Origin of the sequence: Roseobacter phycocola, assembly GCF_042055075.2 — a bacterium.
In the GTDB taxonomy this organism is placed as follows: domain Bacteria; phylum Pseudomonadota; class Alphaproteobacteria; order Rhodobacterales; family Rhodobacteraceae; genus Roseobacter.
Genome location: NZ_CP194010.1, coordinates 1,776,036 through 1,793,073, shown reverse-complemented (window position 1 = coordinate 1,793,073; position 17,038 = coordinate 1,776,036). Strand labels below are relative to the sequence as shown.

The 17,038-nt window shown below is 61.8% G+C and carries 11 protein-coding genes; 4 read left to right on the top strand and 7 right to left on the bottom strand.

Going from position 1 to position 17,038, the window contains the following annotated elements; translation table 11 throughout:
* The first annotated feature begins 65 nt into the window (after positions 1-65).
* Positions 66-689 (top strand): 5,6-dimethylbenzimidazole synthase, encoded by a 624-nt coding sequence (gene bluB / locus AB4K19_RS08785; RefSeq protein WP_375228024.1) that lies wholly within the window; start codon positions 66-68, stop codon positions 687-689.
* Between the two features lie 15 nt (positions 690-704).
* Here bluB and AB4K19_RS08780 read toward each other — a convergent pair whose 3' ends face one another.
* The 4 genes from AB4K19_RS08780 to AB4K19_RS08765 all read right to left on the bottom strand — a co-directional run bounded on the left by AB4K19_RS08780 (position 705) and on the right by AB4K19_RS08765 (position 5,116).
* Positions 705-2,198: a replicative DNA helicase gene (locus AB4K19_RS08780; protein WP_436399465.1), complete on the bottom strand. Its 1,494-nt coding sequence runs from the start codon at positions 2,196-2,198 to the stop codon at positions 705-707.
* Between the two features lie 158 nt (positions 2,199-2,356).
* Complete coding sequence (locus AB4K19_RS08775) at positions 2,357-3,037, bottom strand: orotate phosphoribosyltransferase (protein ID WP_436399464.1); 681 nt, start codon at positions 3,035-3,037, stop codon at positions 2,357-2,359.
* 67 nt (positions 3,038-3,104) lie between these two features.
* A complete protein-coding gene (gene pyrC / locus AB4K19_RS08770) occupies positions 3,105-4,139 on the bottom strand; it encodes a dihydroorotase (RefSeq protein ID WP_436399463.1) in 1,035 nt (344 codons plus the stop codon).
* 38 nt (positions 4,140-4,177) lie between these two features.
* Positions 4,178-5,116 (bottom strand): phosphoadenosine phosphosulfate reductase, encoded by a 939-nt coding sequence (locus AB4K19_RS08765; protein WP_375228022.1) that lies wholly within the window; start codon positions 5,114-5,116, stop codon positions 4,178-4,180.
* Between the two features lie 273 nt (positions 5,117-5,389).
* On the opposite strand from AB4K19_RS08765, the gene AB4K19_RS08760 reads away from it, so the two are divergent.
* The gene (locus AB4K19_RS08760; protein ID WP_436399462.1) at positions 5,390-6,298 is read left to right on the top strand and encodes an AAA family ATPase; all 909 of its coding nucleotides are present in this window, start codon (positions 5,390-5,392) and stop codon (positions 6,296-6,298) included.
* Positions 6,299-6,409: 111 nt separating this feature from the next.
* Positions 6,410-7,678 (top strand): vWA domain-containing protein, encoded by a 1,269-nt coding sequence (locus AB4K19_RS08755; RefSeq protein ID WP_375228021.1) that lies wholly within the window; start codon positions 6,410-6,412, stop codon positions 7,676-7,678.
* A 37-nt stretch (positions 7,679-7,715) separates the two neighbouring features.
* Here the strand turns inward: AB4K19_RS08755 and purL are convergent, their stop codons facing one another.
* The 3 genes from purL to AB4K19_RS08740 form a co-directional block, all read right to left on the bottom strand.
* On the bottom strand, positions 7,716-9,875 hold the full coding sequence (purL, locus tag AB4K19_RS08750) for a phosphoribosylformylglycinamidine synthase subunit PurL (RefSeq protein WP_436399461.1): 2,160 nt from the start codon (positions 9,873-9,875) through the stop codon (positions 7,716-7,718).
* Positions 9,876-9,970: 95 nt separating this feature from the next.
* On the bottom strand, positions 9,971-12,250 hold the full coding sequence (locus AB4K19_RS08745; RefSeq protein WP_436399460.1) for a mechanosensitive ion channel family protein: 2,280 nt from the start codon (positions 12,248-12,250) through the stop codon (positions 9,971-9,973).
* Between the two features lie 281 nt (positions 12,251-12,531).
* Entirely contained in the window at positions 12,532-13,440 is a 909-nt protein-coding gene (locus AB4K19_RS08740) for a LysR family transcriptional regulator (protein WP_436399459.1), read from the bottom strand.
* A 171-nt stretch (positions 13,441-13,611) separates the two neighbouring features.
* Here AB4K19_RS08740 and AB4K19_RS08735 point away from each other — a divergent pair, with 171 nt between their 5' ends.
* Positions 13,612-17,010 carry an indolepyruvate ferredoxin oxidoreductase family protein gene (locus tag AB4K19_RS08735; RefSeq protein WP_436399458.1) on the top strand — a complete coding sequence of 1,133 codons (3,399 nt, stop codon included), beginning with the start codon at positions 13,612-13,614 and terminating at the stop codon, positions 17,008-17,010.
* The last annotated feature ends 28 nt before the right edge of the window (positions 17,011-17,038 follow it).

Genomic DNA, 17,038 nt, shown 5'->3' with positions numbered 1-17,038 from the left:
AGCAGCGGTATGGTGCTGTGCATCGCGGGTCTGTTCGCCGCCGCGCAGACGTGTAAAAGGAAGCTATGAAGCTGACGCAGGATCACAGGGACATACTGGACGAGGTGCTGAAATGGCGCCGCGACGTGCGTCATTTCCGGCGTGACCCGCTGGATACTGAGGTGCTGGCGCGGCTGCGGCAGCGTATGGACTGTGCGCCCTCGGTCGGTAATGCGCGCCCCTGGCGGGTGCTGCAGGTGGACAGCCCCGCAATGCGCGCATCGGTGATTGAGAGCTTTGAGGCCTGCAATGCAGAGGCGGCGGAGAACTACGGCGGGCAGGCGCGTGCGGATTATCTGGCGCTGAAACTTGCCGGATTGCGGGAGGCGCCGGTGCATCTGGCGGTGTTCACGGATACCACAGTGTCCGAGGGACGCGGGCTGGGGCGGCAGACGATGCCCGAGACGCTGTCATATTCGACCGTCATGGCCATCCACACCCTGTGGCTGGCTGCGCGGGCCGAAAACATTGGCGTGGGCTGGGTGTCGATCCTCGATCCGGGAACTGTCGCTGATATTCTGGAGGTGCCGGGCACCTGGTCGCTGACCGGCTATCTGTGTCTGGGCTATCCGCAGCGCCCGAGCGATACGCCGCTGCTGCACGAGGCGGGCTGGCAGGCCAATACAGCGACGCGCTGGCGGGTGGTCTGAAGGCGGCGCGGGGCCTCAGAACTCCTGATCGCCGCCTTGCTGCCATGGCTGAATGAGATTGCCGAAGCGTGTGAACCGCCCTTCAAAGCTCAGGTCAACCGTGCCGATAGGACCGTGACGCTGCTTGCCGATCACCACCTCGGCGCGGCCATGCAGGCGCTCCATGCGCTCCTGCCACTTGGCCATTTCCTCCAGATTGTCATCGGAGGGTTTTTCGCGCTCCACATAGTATTCCTCGCGGAACACGAACATCACGACGTCGGCGTCCTGCTCAATGGAGCCGGATTCGCGCAGATCGCTCAGCTGAGGCCGTTTGTCTTCGCGGTTTTCCACCTGACGGGACAGCTGAGACAGGGCGATGACCGGAATGTCGAGCTCTTTGGCGATGGCCTTGAGACCCATTGTGATCTCGGAGATCTCGTTCACGCGGTTCTCTGAGCGCCCGGTGCCGCGCACCAGCTGCAGATAGTCCACAATCAGCACATCAAGCCCGTGGGTCCGTTTCAGGCGCCGCGCCCGGGCCGCAAGCTGCGAGATGGGCAGGGCGGGCGTGTCGTCAATAAAGAGCGGGCAGGCCTCCAGCGCTTTGGCGGCTTCTACGAACCGGCGGAATTCCTCTTCGGTCATATCGCCGCGACGGATCTGTTCGGATGGCACTTCTGATGCTTCTGACAGAATCCGCGCGGCGAGCTGCTCGGCGCTCATCTCAAGAGAATAAAAGCCTACAACGCCGCCTTCGACGGCGCCCTCTACGCCATCCGGGCCCACGCCTTTGCGGTAGGCTTTGGCAACGTTGAACGCGATATTGGTGGCCAGTGAGGTTTTGCCCATCGACGGACGACCGGCCAGGATCAGCAGGTCCGAGCGGTGCAGGCCGCCCAGTTTTTTGTCCATGTCGATCAGTCCGGTAGAGACACCGGCAAGGCCGCCTTCGCGCTGGTAGGCGGCGTTTGCTACATTAACAGCGTCCGTTACCGCGCTGAGAAAGCTCTGAAATCCGCTTTCAACCTGGCCCTGTTCGGCCAGCGAATAGAGCGCCTGTTCTGCGGCCACGATCTGTTCACGCGGCTCGGAGGCGACGTCGATACGCGCGGCCTTTTCGGAGATTTCGCGCCCCAGACCGATCAGATCACGGCGCACTGCCAGATCATAGATCATCTGGGCATAATCCCGCACGGCAAAGGCGGAGACTGCTGCACCGGCCAGACGCGCCAGATAGGCCGGACCGCCCAGCTCTTTCAGGCCCTCGTCGTCTTCCATGAAAGCCTTGAGGGTCACCGGCGAGGCGAGGTTGTTTTTGGCGATCCGGGCGGCGGCGATGTCGAAAATGCGCGCGTGTACGGGATCGTAGAAGTGTTTGGCCCCGATCACCGAGGCCACACGGTCGTAGATGTCGTTGTTGGTCAGGATCGCGCCCAGCAGCTGCTGTTCGGCCTCGATCGAATGCGGCATTGTTTCGGGGGACTGTACGTCCACACCTGTCGGATTGATTGCCGAAACTTCGTTCATCTGTGCCTCACCCTGTCCCAGGCCTCAGGTTCTATCCGACCCGCGCGCGCCAGTGCAATCGGGATAAGAATGTATAACCTGTGGAAAAGCCGTCGTAGTCCACAGCATACATCATATTGTGGCAGATTGCACGCAGCACTCCAGATCGTGGGTGCAGCTCAGGAGTTTTTTCTGGCGTCCTGCCAGGCACGGGGGGCGTTCAGGAAGGCTTCGACTTCTGTCAGCGTGGCCTCTGAAAAAGCCTTCTGGGTGCGCGCTTCGGCCAGAACATCCCACCATGTGCACAGGCTGTGCAGCTCAACCCCGTGATCCCCAAGGGTCTTTTCGGTTTCGGGGAAGATGTCGTAGTAGAAAATCACCGCTGTGTGGCCGCAGGTGGCGCCGGTTTCCCGAATCGCATCCACAAAGGACAGTTTGGAGCCGCCGTCGGTGGTCAGATCCTCAACCAGCAGCACGCGCTGGCCTTCGGTCATATCGCCTTCGATCCGCGCATTGCGCCCGTAGCCTTTGGGCTTTTTGCGCACATAGGTCATCGGCAGCGCCATCCGTTCAGCCACCAGGGCCGCAAAGGGGATGCCTGCGGTCTCCCCGCCGGCGATGTTGTCAAAGGCCTCGAACCCTGCGTTGCGCATCACCGTTACCGTCAGAAAGTCCATCAGCGTGCTGCGGATGCGGGGATGGCTGATGAGTTTGCGGCAGTCGATATAGGTGGGGCTGGGCAATCCGGAGGCCAGGGTGAAGGGCTCGTCCGTGTTGAAGTGCACGGCGCGGATTTCCAGCAGCATCCGCGCGGTCAGGCGGGCAATCTCGGAGGCGTCCGGGTAGCTGGTGGGGATCATCGGCGGGGTCCTTGCAGGTTGGCGGAGGTCGGATGCCTCCGGCGGGGATATTTGAGGCCAGAAGAAATCAGGCGACGCGCCATGTGAGCGGGAAGCCCGGATCGAAGACCGTGACAGGGCCGTCTCCGGTGTCGATCTGTGCGGGATATTCGGGGGCCGACTTTTCGAGCGTGATGTGGCCGTCGTTGACCGGCAGCCCGTAGAAGGCCGGGCCGTTCAGCGAGGTGAAGCCTTCGAGCCTGTCCAGTGCGCCGTCTTCCTCGAACACCTGCGCCAGGATGGACATGGTGTTGGTGGCTGTGAAGCAGCCCGCGCATCCGCAGGGCAGCAGTTTGTTGGCGTCCGTGTGGGGCGCGGAATCGGTGCCCAGGAAGAACCGTGTTTCGCCGGAGGTTGCCGCGTTGCGCAGGGCCAGTCGGTGCTGTTCGCGTTTGGCCACGGGCAGGCAGTAGTAGTGCGGTTTGATCCCGCCGGCGAGGATGTGGTTGCGGTTGATCACCAGGTGGTGCGTCGTGATCGTAGCCCCCAGAGTGTCGCCCTGTGAGCGGGCGTAGCCGACCGCATCGGCGGTTGTGATGTGCTCCATCACCACGCGCAGCTCCGGCGTCGCGCGGCGGATCGGATCCAGCACCCGGTCGATAAAAACAGCCTCGCGGTCAAAGATATCCACGTCGCTGTCGGTGACTTCGCCGTGTACGCAGAGCGGCAGACCGATATCCGCCATTTTCTCCAGCGTTGCCCGTACGTTATTGAAATCAGCGACACCGCTTGCCGAGTTTGTTGTCGCCCCTGCGGGATAGAGTTTGACGGCTTTGACGAGGCCGGAGGCGTGGGCGGCAGCGACATCGGCCGGGTCGGTGTCTTCGGTCAGGTACAGCGTCATCAGCGGGGTGAATGCGGCACCTTCGGGAAGGGCTGCCAGAATACGGTCACGGTAGGCCGCGGCCTGAGCCGAGGTGACCACCGGTGGCACGAGGTTCGGCATGATGATGGCGCGTCCGAAATGGCGGGCAGTTTCGGGCAGAACGGCCTGCAGCATTGCGCCGTCGCGCAGGTGCAGGTGCCAGTCGTCGGGGCGGCGGATGGTGAGCGTTGTGGTCATAAAGCTGCGCTAGCACAGGTGCGGCGGCAGCGCCAGTATCAGTCGGCGTCGGCTGCGGTGAGCTGCTGAAGACGGGCGGCAAAACGGGGGGCGTTCATGCGCGCGCTGACGCTTTGGCACAGTGTTTTTGCAAGCTCCGTACGCTCGTCGCGGTCGAGCCGCGCGAGCAGGCGGCGCAGATAGGGGATGTGTTCGCGCCGCGCGCGCATCAGCCGTGCAAACAGGGCCGGTGTCAGCAGGCCCTTGCCCGCAGCCTCGATGAGGTCCGGGAGCACGTGCATCTGCAGCAGGTCGGTCTGCAGGCTTGCGCCCATATTGGGCAGCCGCAGATGCGTGACATTGGGGCTCCGGAAGAGGGCGGCATGCATGGCGTCCTCTGTTACCCCGGGGTCACAGAGCACAAAGGCCTCGCGGGCGGCTTCCAGCATATCCGGGGCATAGCCATAGCGCTGGCGGAAATCCGTCCGGCGCATATGGGCAAAGCGCGTGTCCCATCCCGCGATGTCCGGATCAAGGGTTGCCTGTGGCTGGATGGCAAGCACGCGCGCGCCCGGGGCACTGACCGAAAAGGCCGCGGCGGCATAGCCACAGGGACCCGCGCCGTAAAAGAGCACCCGGTCAAATTTGTCAAAAAAGCCTTCGTCCACGAGCCGGTCAAACCAAGCGTAGACCGCCGGATCGCGGAACCAGGTGTCGCTGTCACTGATCAGCGCCATGTGGGACCAGCGGTGCTCGCGCACCATTTTCCAGCCCAGCGGACGGGCATGTTCGGAGAGCGCCGCAATGCCCTGCAGCGTCTCGAAGGTGACCAGCAGTGTGCTGCTGTCCTCGACAAAGGTCGCAAGGTGGCGTTTTCCGAGACGCGCCAGATAGCCATAGGGCTCCACAAGGCCCGCAACCTCGGTGATCCAGTCTGACCTGCTCAGCCCCTGCAGGGACGGCCCGAATTCTATCGCCGTGTCCGGCATGTCTGACATCCCCCTGACGTCCTGATGGCCTGCGACGCGCCTTGCAAGGCGGGCTGTCCCCCTTCTGTCCGGTGCTTTGGAAACAATATCCCATAAAACGAGGTATTGTTGTCCGGGCGTCGACGAACAGCGGCGAAAAGCCGTGCGAAACATACAGTGCCGGGGCAGGCTTGCCCAGCAAAAGCGACACAAAGCGCCGTGCCGGTTGCGGTGCCGGGGCAGATGCACGCTTGACGCGCCGGGTTCACAGTGCACCTTAGCGGTGAAGGCAGGGGAGGCAGTATGGGTCAGCCGGATACAATTGACGCGGTGCAGGCGATGCTCGCAACCGAAGGCTATGTCTGTGACCGGGCGCTCGGCACCGTGGTGTTTCTCTCGCTGAAGCTGGGGCGTCCGCTCTTTCTCGAGGGCGAGGCCGGCGTCGGGAAAACCGAGATCGCGCGGGCACTTGCGGCATCCATGGGCAGGCGCCTGATCCGTCTCCAGTGCTATGAGGGCCTTGATGCGTCGAGTGCGGTTTACGAGTGGAACTTCCCTGCACAGATGGTGGCGATCCGGACCGCTGAGGCCGCAGGCGACAGCAGCCGGTCGGGCCTGCAGGCGGAGTTATTCAGCGACGAATATCTGATCGAACGCCCTTTGCTGCAGGCCATGCGGCCGGATGCGAACGGTGCGCCGGTATTGTTGATCGACGAGCTTGACCGCACCGATGAACCCTTTGAAGCGTTCCTGCTGGAGGCGCTGAGCGATTTTCAGGTCACAATTCCGGAGCTTGGCACCATCGTCGCACCAGAGCCGCCCATTGTGATTCTCACCTCCAACCGGACGCGCGAGGTGCATGATGCGCTCAAGCGGCGCTGCCTTTATCACTGGGTCGATTACCCGGATTTTGACCGGGAGATGGACATCCTGACCGCCCGCGCGCCCGAAGCGGCAGAATCGCTCAGCCGCGAGGTGGTCGCCTTTGTCCAGGCACTCCGGACCGAAGACCTGTTCAAAAAGCCTGGCGTGGCGGAAACCATCGACTGGGCGAAATGTCTGCTGGCGCTGGATGTGATCAACCTCAGCCCCGAGGTCATTGCCGATACCCTGGGCGCGATCCTGAAATACCAGGACGATATCCAGAAACTTCAGGGGTCGGCTGCGAAACGCATCCTGGATGAGGTGCGTGCCTCTCTGGAGCCCGCGTGAGGTTTCTTCTGGCTGGAAATATCCCGGGGGGAGCGACCCGGTCCGCGCAGGCGGCAGCCTGTCCACCGGACAGGCTGAGGGGCGGTCGGGGCAGAGCCCCTGCAACGGCTGATGCCTGAATATATCCCCCTTGAACTGCCCGAAAACCCGAAACTGGCGGGCAATATCACCCATTTTGCGCGGGCGCTGCGGCGGGCTGGGCTGCCTGTCGGAACCGGGCGGGTGATCGATGCGATCCGCGCGGTGGAGGCGGCCGGGTTCACTGACAAACGGGACTTCTACTGGACGCTGCACGCCTGTTTTGTGAGCCGGCCCGAACATCGACGCGCCTTTGCGCAGATTTTCCGCCTCTACTGGCGCGACCCGCGGTATCTGGAACATATGATGTCCCTCATGATCCCGGCGGTGCGCGGTGTGCAGGAGGAACGGGGCGCACAGGCGGCTGAAAAACGGGCGGCAGAGGCGCTGCTGGACGGGGCAGAGGCACCGGAGCTGCCGGAGCAGCCCGAGACACCCGAGGATGAAATCCGCATTGAGGTGGATGCCAGCCAGACCATGTCTTCCGAGGAACGGCTGCGCAGCCTGGATTTCGAACAGATGAGCACAGCGGAAATGGCCGAGGCCAAACGCATGCTGTCCCGGCTCACCCTGCCGGTAAAGCCGATTCTGTCGCGCAGAATTCAGAGCAGCCTGCGGGGCCGGGTGGACCCGGCGCGCACCCTACGTCAGGCGATGCGTCAGGGCGGCGATTTGCATAAGATCGCCCTGCGCCGGCAACGGACCCGTTGGCCCAACCTCGTGGTGCTGTGCGATATTTCCGGCTCTATGAGCCAGTACAGCCGCGTGGTGCTGCATTTTCTGCATGCCGTTTCAAACGCGCGCGGCGCGGGCTGGGCGCGCGTGCATGCGTTCACCTTTGGCACGCGGCTGACCAATATCACCCGGCATCTGCACCAGCGTGACGTGGATGCGGCCCTGGCGGCAGCGGGGGCCGAGGCGCAGGACTGGGAGGGCGGGACGCGCATCGGCGACTGCCTTGAGGCTTTTAACCGCGACTGGTCGCGCCGGGTCATGGGGCAGGGTGCTGTGGTCCTTGTGATTACTGACGGTCTGGACCGGGATGACCCGGATCACCTGGCCCGTCAGATGGAGCGGCTGCAGCTTTCGGCGCGGCGACTTATCTGGCTGAACCCGCTGCTGCGCTGGGAAGGGTTCGCTCCGAAAGCGCGCGGCATCGCGGCAATGCTTCCCTTTGTGGACAGTTTCCGCGCGGGCCATTCCATCGCGTCGCTTGAGGCGCTGGCCGTCGCCATTTCGCAACCAGATGATGTGGGCGAAAAGGCGCGCCTGATGCAGATGATCGGCGCGCCCGACGCATAACCATCAGCACACTTGCAGGTGCGCCCGACCGCCTGTGTCAGGCAACGGCGTCCGCAAAACTGCTGCGGTGAATGTCCGACAGGAAGGCCAGCGGCGCTTTAGCATTGCCGAACTGAACCGTGTCACCACCAAACTGACCGACCTCGCTGATCGACAGCCCGGCGTCTTCGGCGGCTTGCGTCAGGGCAGCACTCTGCTCCGCTGTGCAGGCAAACAGATAACGGGCCTGGTCCTCGCCAAAGAGCGTCGGCGTGTCGCCGTCACTCAGCACCACACCGATGCCGGCTGTATCTGCCATTTCAAACGCGGCCAGCGCGAGCCCGCCATCTGACAGGTCAGTGCAGGCACTTATCAGCGCATGATTGTCACGGATGAACTGACCATGTGCCGCTTCCTGCGGCAGATCAACGGGCGGTGCTTCACCGTCGTTGCGCCCGTAGGCTTCGGCCAGCAGGGCCGATTGCCCCATGTGCCCGACAGTTTCGCCCAGCAGCAGCGCCACATACCCGTCGCGCACGTCGAACCCGATGATGTCATCGGTGTGGGTGATCAGGCCAACCGCGCCGATGGTCGGCGTGGGCAGGATCGCCTTGCCGTCCGTCTCATTGTAGAGCGACACGTTGCCCGACACGATCGGCATATCGAGGGCGGCAACAGCCTCGCCGATACCTTTGATGGCGCCCACAAACTGTCCCATGATTTCAGGTTTTTCGGGGTTGCCGAAGTTCATGTTGTCCGTTGTTGCCAGCGGCTTCGCGCCGACTGCGCACAGGTTCCGGTAGGCTTCGGCGACCGCCTGCTTGCCGCCCTCGACGGGGTTGGCCCGCACATAGCGGGGCGTGACATCAGAGGTGAAAGCCAGCGCCTTGTCGGTGCCATGCACGCGCACAATGCCGGCGCCCAGGCCCGGAACACGCACGGTATCGGCCATAACAGTGGTATCGTACTGCTCGTAGACCCAGGCGCGGGAGCCATAGTTCGGGCTGGAGATGAGTTTGCGCAGTCCCTCAATCGGATCGATGCCTGCGACGGTGCCGAGATCAAGCGGCGGTGACGGCTCCAGCCAGGGGCGGTCGTATTCCGGTGCGGAGGACGCCAGCCGTGACAGCGGCAGATCGGCTTTGACCTCACCGTTGAGCATAATCAGAAAGCGGTCTTCGGCGATGGTCTCGCCGACGATGGCAAAATCCAGGTCCCATTTGTCGAACACGGCCTTTGCCTCGGCCTCAAGTTCCGGGCGCAGCACCATCAGCATACGTTCCTGACTCTCGGACAACATCATCTCATAGGCGGTCATGGCGTCTTCGCGTACAGGCACGTTCTCAAGATCCAGCCGCACACCAAGGCCGCCCTTGTCGCCCATTTCAACCGCAGAACAGGTCAGGCCAGCAGCCCCCATGTCCTGGATCGAGATCACCGCGCCTGTTTTCATCAGCTCCAGCGTGGCTTCCATCAGGCGCTTTTCGGTGAAGGGGTCGCCGACCTGCACAGTGGGGCGTTTTTCTTCGATTGTGTCGTCAAATTCCGCCGACGCCATTGTCGCCCCGCCGACGCCGTCGCGGCCGGTTTTTGCACCGAGATACACCACGGGCATGCCGACGCCGGAGGCTGCCGAATAAAAGATGCTGTCTGCATCGGCGAGACCTGCGGCAAAAGCGTTCACGAGGCAGTTGCCGTTATAGGCGGGATCGAACCGGACCTCGCCGCCCACGGTCGGCACGCCAAAACAGTTGCCGTAACCACCAATGCCCTCGACCACGCCATTCACCAGCTGGCGCGTTTTGGGGTGCGAGGGTTCACCGAAGCTCAGCGAGTTCATTGCGGCAATCGGTCTTGCCCCCATGGTGAACACGTCCCGCAGGATGCCGCCCACGCCCGTCGCCGCGCCCTGGTAGGGTTCGATATAGCTGGGGTGGTTGTGGCTCTCCATCTTGAAGACAACGGCCTGTCCGTCGCCGATGTCCACGACGCCTGCATTCTCACCGGGGCCACAGATAACCTGCGGGCCTTCGGTGGGCAGTGTCCGCAGCCATTTTTTGGAGGATTTGTACGAGCAGTGCTCGTTCCACATGGCCGAAAAGATGCCGAGTTCCGTGAACGTCGGTTCGCGCCCGACGATTTCGAGAATGCGGTTGTATTCTTCTTCGCTGAGCCCGTGGCTTGCGATCAGGTCAGGTGTGATTGCTGGCTCTTGCATGTGCCGAATTCCCCCGGGCTGGCAGATGATGCGCACCTCTTACATGGGCTGCGGCACACAGGGAAGGGGCGATCGGCCACATCCTGCGATACCGGTCAGCGCGTATCGCCACCCGCGCCACCCTGCTGCCCGGCGAGACCGGCCTGGACCGCCCCTGAGGCGGCTGCCCCGGCGACCGTATCGGTGTCTGCAGCGTCCTCGTCAGCATTTACATTCACGCGCACCTCGCGGCGGGCGAATTCGATGCCGTTGGCGTCAAAGACGGCCTTGACCCGGTTGTAGATCTCTTTGCGCATCATGAACTGCGAACCGGGGCGGGCCATGAATTTGCCGCGGATCACCATGCCCACGTCGTCAAAGTCAAACACGCCCTGCGATTTGAACGGCTGCAGCATGTCGTCCTTGTACAGATCCATTGCCTGGACCTCCTGACCGATTTTCTTGAAGAGCTTGCGCACTTTTTCCGGATCGGTGTCGAACGGTACGGTGAACTTGAGCTTCATGATCACCCAGTCGCGGCTGTAGTTGGTGATCTTGGGAATCTCACCATAGGGCAGTGTATGCACCAGGCCGCGGTGATGGCGCAGCTGCATGGAGCGCACAGAGATTTTCTCGACCGTTCCCTTGGTGTCGCCCACCTCGACATATTCGCCGACGCGGAAGGCGTCATCGACCAGAAAGAAGATGCCCGAAACAACATCCGTGACGAGTTTCTGGGCACCGAAGCCGATGGCCAGACCGGCGATCCCGGCACCGGCCAGCAGCGGCGTGGTGTCGATCCCCAGCGCGCTGAGCGCGATAAGCGCAAAAAGCACAGCAATCGCCGTATGGGCCGCCAGCAGGATGAGCGGCAGAACGGTGGACAGGCGCGAGCCGCCCGCGCCACCGCCGTCACCACCAATAGCTTCCTCATCGGGCACTGCACCGGATGCGGTCATCTCGGCGGCCAGCTGACGGTTCACGACCAGTGAGACGACTTCCCAGGCGAGATAACCTGTGGCGACCACGATCAGGAATTCGATGATGCTGGCCGCGAACTGTTCTCCCACGGCTCCGGTGGCAATACGCACAGGCGACATGCCCCAGAAGTTGGCGATCTGGATGATCACCAGACCGAAGACGATCACGCGCCCGATCCGCACCCACGACCGTTCAGCCGCGATATGCGCGCGTTCCGCAATGACACCTTCGCCGGACATCTCCGGCATCAGGTGTTTGACGATCCCGCGCACGGCCGTGTCCATGGCCGGGGCCAGCAGCAGCAGGGCCATGCTTTTGAAATGCGGGGCTGAGCCGAGCAGTTCCCAGGCCTGGTAACTGACCAGGATGTTTACCAGCCACCAGGTGCCAACAGACACGGCGATGGCAAACCAGGGATAGGCGCGCGAGACGCGCTCCTCGACTGCGCTTACGTCGTCATCAGCGCCGCGCATCATCTCCACAAGACCGTTGCGGGCCTGCCAGGCCATCCAGACGATATAGAGATGCACCGCGAGGTTTAGCCAGAAGCCCAGCCGTGTGGCACCGGCTTCGAGCCCGTTGATGGCGTTGAATTCAAGAATGGCGAGCATGAAGCCCACCAGCAGAGAGAACCCGAGGATATGGCGGCTGAGGAAGCGGGCCGTCCGGTCATCGGTGTTCACAAAGCGGTATTCGGGCTGCCGGGGCGACAGAAGGAACCCGGCGAGCGCCACAGCGATACGGGGCAGGGCGACCAGATTGAAGAGGATGATGCCGCCATAGGGCAGCATTGCAGGGGGCAGCACAGAAAAGGCAACCGTGCGCGCCACAGCAACGAACACGAAGACCCCCAGAAGGTCGCGGCACAGCTTTTTGGCAAGCGTTGTGACCGCACGGCGGGGGGCTTCGGTGTCGTTTTCCGCTGTGGTCAGATGCCAGCGGCGGGTCAGGCGGTTGACCACAAATTCCGCAGCAAAGCCTGCTGCCAGAATGATCGCGAAAAAGCCCAGCATCTGCAGGATGCCACTGCCGCCGAAGGTTTCAAAGAACTGCGCAAAGGCCTGTGGCTGTCGTTCAAAGAGCACCGGCAGCTTTTTCACAGAGATGATAATCTCCTGCACCGCACCGGTTGTGGCATGATAAAAGAGGTTGGCTCCGGCTTCTGACGCTTCTTCTGCTGCCGCCTGCTGGGCCTCAGCCACAGCGTCCAGGCGTTCCAGCAGCAGCTGGCGGATCTGTGCGTCGGTCAGGCCGGCCACAAGGTCACGCACGAGTTCCGGGGTCAGATCCTCCGGGACTTCAACCGCCGCAGGGGCTTCGGAGCCGCCTGTGCTCAGGGTCTGTGCCATCCCGGGGCCGGACAGCACCGCCAGTACAAGGGTAACAGCCCACACCCATACGAATCGAACACTCATCTGAAGCCCCCCGGTTGATCAGCGCAGCCAGACTGACGCATCCGCGGTCTATTGCAAGTATGACGGTCAGGGCGCGCGCAGACTGCCACCTGTTGTTGCAGGGCCGCCGCAAAAAAAAGGCCGAGCACGAAGCTCGGCCAAGTCCAACAGGGAGGTATGAAGGGCAGAACAGCGTTCCGCCTCCTTCGAGTGCTGAAATAGGATGCGATCTGCCACCGATCAAGGCAGATTATGCATATGCGGCATCATGTCTGGTATGCGGATTCTGCATAGCTGACCATTCAGTCAGTTTTTTGTTTTTCTCTCAGCTGTTTACGGTAGCTGATGATTTCGTCCTGAACGAAATCCTTGAAGACCGCGACCCGCTGTGAATGCCGCAATTCCTCCGGATACGCCAGAAAAACAGGCACATCGGCCGACTCAAGGTCAGGCAGTACCTGAACAAGGTCCGGGAAATCCTGGGTCACGTAATCCGGCAGCACGCCGATGCCGAGATTATGCAGCACACCCTGCAGCACGCCGAAATAGTTGTTCACCGTCAGCAGCGAGCGCAGATCATAGGTCATCAGGTGCTGCACCAGGCTGCGACCGGCGCCCACCTGGTCGCTGTCGGTATTCTGACAGATCAGACGGTGGTCCTCGATGTCGTCGATTTCCTGCGGAGCGGCATGTTCGTCCAGATAATCCGGGGTCGCATAGAGGCACATGCGGATCATCATCAGTTTTTTGCGGATCAGGTCCGCCTGGCTGGGCTCTTTCATGCGGATCGCCACATCGGCTTCGCGCATGGGCAGATCCAGCACCCGTTCCTCCAGCATCAGGTCGATCTTGAGATCGGGGTATTCCTCATAGAGTTTCGGCAGGCGCGGGGCCAGCCAGAGGGTGCCGAACCCGGTGGTCGTGGTCACGCGCAGTTCGCCGAAAACCTCTTCTTCGCTGTCACGGATGCGGGCCGATGCCGTATCCAGCCGCCGCGACATGGCGGAGGTGGCATCAAACAGCAGCTCACCCTGTTCTGTCAGGATCAGGCCACGCGCATGGCGGTGAAAAAGCGTGGCGTTCAGCGATTCCTCAAGACCGCGGATCTGGCGGCTGACCGCGGATTGCGACAGATTCAGCTTGTCGCCTGCGTGCGTCAGAGACCCGGCATCTGCCACCGCGTGGAAAATTCTCAGCTTGTCCCAGTCCATGACGTATCCCGAAAAAGTGTTCACGGGTTGGTAGCGCTATCCGGCGTGGAAATACAGGGTCGAGAGACACGTGCGCTCAAATTTGCGGGATTCACTCTATACAGGTCAGCTTTTGTGACCTATTATTGAGGGAAATATGTGCAACACTGGACACGCCGGGGAGGGCGCCTGATGAGCACACAGAAAATTACACTCAACGACCGGTATGATCTGGAAAAGAGCCCGGTGCTTCTGAACGGCACCCAGGCGCTTGTGCGTCTGATGCTGATGCAGAAGGCGCGCGATGTGGCCGCCGGGCTGAATACTGCCGGCCTTGTAACCGGCTACCGCGGATCGCCGCTGGGTGCCGTGGATATGCAGATGCAGCGCGCGCTGGGGCCGCTTACAGAGCATGACATTACCTTCCAGTCCGGTCTGAACGAGGATCTCGCTGCCACCGCGCTCTGGGGCAGCCAGCAGGCGGAACTGCGGGGAGAGGGGCGTTTCGACGGCGTTTTCGGGCTCTGGTACGGCAAGGGCCCGGGTGTTGACCGGTCGGGCGATGTCATGCGGCACGCCAATATGGCCGGTTCTTCCGCTTTCGGTGGGGTTGTGATGGCCATGGGTGACGATCACACCGGTGAATCGTCAACCGTGCTGCACCAGTCCGAATTCGCCATGGTCGATGCCTATATGCCGGTCGTCAGCCCGGCGGGCGTGCAGGAAGTGCTGGATTACGGCCTCTACGGGTATGCGCTGTCGCGCTATGCCGGGGTCTGGGTCGGGCTCAAGACCATGAAGGACACCGTTGAGGTTACATCCGTCGTCGATGGCGATCCGAACCGGCTGTCCTTTGTTACCCCCGACTATGATATGCCGGAGGGTGGGCTGAACATCCGCCTGGTGGACGACCGTGTGGATCAGGAGGCGCGTCTTATCGATCATAAACGCTATGCTGCGGAGGCGTTTTCGCATGCCAACCGCATGGACAAGCGGGTCTGGGGCAAGCCGGGCGCAAAGATCGGCTTTGTGGCGGCAGGCAAAAACTGGCTGGATCTGGTGCACGCGCTCAGCCTTCTGAACATTGATGAGGCGGACGCCGAACGGCTTGGCATCACCACCTACAAGGTTGGGCAGACCTGGCCGCTCGACATGAAAGGGTTTCACGACTGGGCCGAAGGGCTCGACCTGATTGTTGTCGTTGAGGAAAAGCGCAAACTGATCGAAGTGCAGATCAAGGAAGCCATTTTTGACGATCGCCGTGGGCGCAGGGTCTATGGCGGCCGTAAGGACGGCGTTGAGTTCTTCTCGTCCAAGTGGGCCCTGGATCCGGTGGATATTGCCCAGAAGCTCGGCGAAGTTCTGGTCGAAGAGGGGCGCAGCAACGAGGCGGTCACGGCAGGGCTCGCCACTCTGGAAGAGGCGCGACGGGCAGACAATGCTACTGAGATCGCAGCGCGTCTGCCGTACTTCTGTTCGGGCTGTCCGCATAACACGTCGACAAAGGTGCCCGAGGGCAGCCGTGCCTATGCGGGCATCGGGTGCCACTTCATGGCGATCTGGATGGACCGTGAAACGTCGGGCTTTACGCACATGGGCGGCGAGGGCGCGAACTGGATCGGCGAGGCTCCGTTTTCAAAGCGGGAACATGTGTTCCAGAACCTCGGAGATGGGACATACAACCACTCCGGCGTGCAGGCTATCCGCGCGGCGCTGAGCAACGGCACCAACATCACTTACAAGATCCTTTATAATGATGCGGTTGCGATGACGGGTGGTCAGGGCAATGACGGTGATCTTTCCGCGCCCCGTATTGTAAACGAACTGCAGGCCATGGGCGTCAAAACCCTTGCCGTTGTCTATGACGAAAAGGAAGACGTTGATTTTGATGCCTTAAAAGGCGTGGAGATACACGAGCGGGCGCATTTGCAAACTGTTCAGGAGAACTTTGCAAAGACCGAAGGCGTCAGTGCGATTGTGTATATCCAGACCTGTGCTGCCGAAAAACGCAGGCGACGCAAACGCGGGCTGTTCCCGGACCCGGACAAGCGGGTCTTTATCAATACGGATGTCTGCGAAGGGTGCGGCGACTGCGGGGTGCAGTCGAACTGTGTGTCAATCGTGCCGAAAGAGACCGAGCTGGGACGTAAGCGGGCGATTGATCAGTCCAGCTGCAACAAGGATTTCAGCTGTGTCAAAGGGTTCTGCCCGTCTTTCGTGACGCTTGAGGGCGCAAAGCTGCGCAAGGAGCCCACCGCGCAGCTGGACCTCCCGGATCTTCCTGCGCCGGAACTGCCGCAGATTGATGGCACGTTTAACGTTGTGATCACCGGGGTCGGTGGTACCGGGGTTGTGACCGTCGGTGCCGTGATGGCGCAGGCCGCACATCTGGACGGTAAGGGTGCCGGAATGATGGAGATGGCGGGCCTCGCCCAAAAGGGCGGCGCGGTGCACATCCATTGCCGGCTGGCCAATAATCCGCATGATATCAGTGCGATACGCGTCGCAACCGGCGAGGCAGATGCGCTCATCGGGGGCGATCTCGTGGTCTCCGCGGGTGCAAAAACGCTGGGTCTTACAAGCACCGGCCGGACGGGCGCTGTTGTGAACAGCCATGAAATCATTACCGGTGACTTTACACGCGACACGGAATTCCGTCTGCCGCAGGAACAGCTGAGCATTGCGCTGGAATCGCGCCTGAGGGACAGGCTGTCGATGTTTGATGCGTCCGAGCTGGCACGTGCCACACTGGGCGATTCCATCTTCTCAAACATGATGATCTTTGGCGCGGCCTGGCAGCGCGGCTACCTGCCGCTGTCAGAAGAGGCCATTCGCGAGGCGATTACGCTGAACGGTGCGGCGGTGGAGCGTAACCTGCGTGCCTTTGACATCGGGCGCTGGGCCGTTCTTCATCCGGAGGATGCCGCTGCCCTGACCGAGCCGAAAGTCATCGAACTGCCCAAAACCGCCAACGACAGGATCCGCTTCCGGGCGGACCATCTGGTTGCCTACCAGGGGCGCCGGCTGGCCAGGAAATACCAGCGGTTTCTGGACACAATTGACGATCTGGAGGCGCGTGACGCAGCAATAACATCGTATCACAAGCTGTTGTCATATAAAGATGAATACGAGGTCGCCCGGCTGCTGAAATCAACCGTTGAAAAGGCCGCAGCAGAGTTTGAGGGCGATTTTCGCCTGACTTACCACCTGGCTCCCCCGATGCTGTCCCGCACGGGGCCGGACGGGCGCCCCGCGAAACGTGCCTTTGGGCAACGTATAGAACGTCCGCTCAGGCTGCTTGCCAGGCTGAAATTCCTCAGGGGCACGCCGTTCGACATCTTTGGCTACACCGCTGAGCGTCGTATGGAGCGTGATCTGATCCGGCAGTATGAAAAGGACATGAAGGAAGTTCTGCCCTTGCTGAACGAGGCAACCCGTCCGGCAATCATAGCCCTGGCGGAACTGCCCATGCAGATCCGGGGGTTCGGGCCGGTCAAAGAGGCCAATGCCCGCAAGGCAGCGGACGCGCGCAAGGCACTTCTGGCAACCATCCGCGCAGGTGGTCCGGCGACGGCGCAGGCCGCAGAATAAATTTACAGGATTGTCATAAACTCCGGAC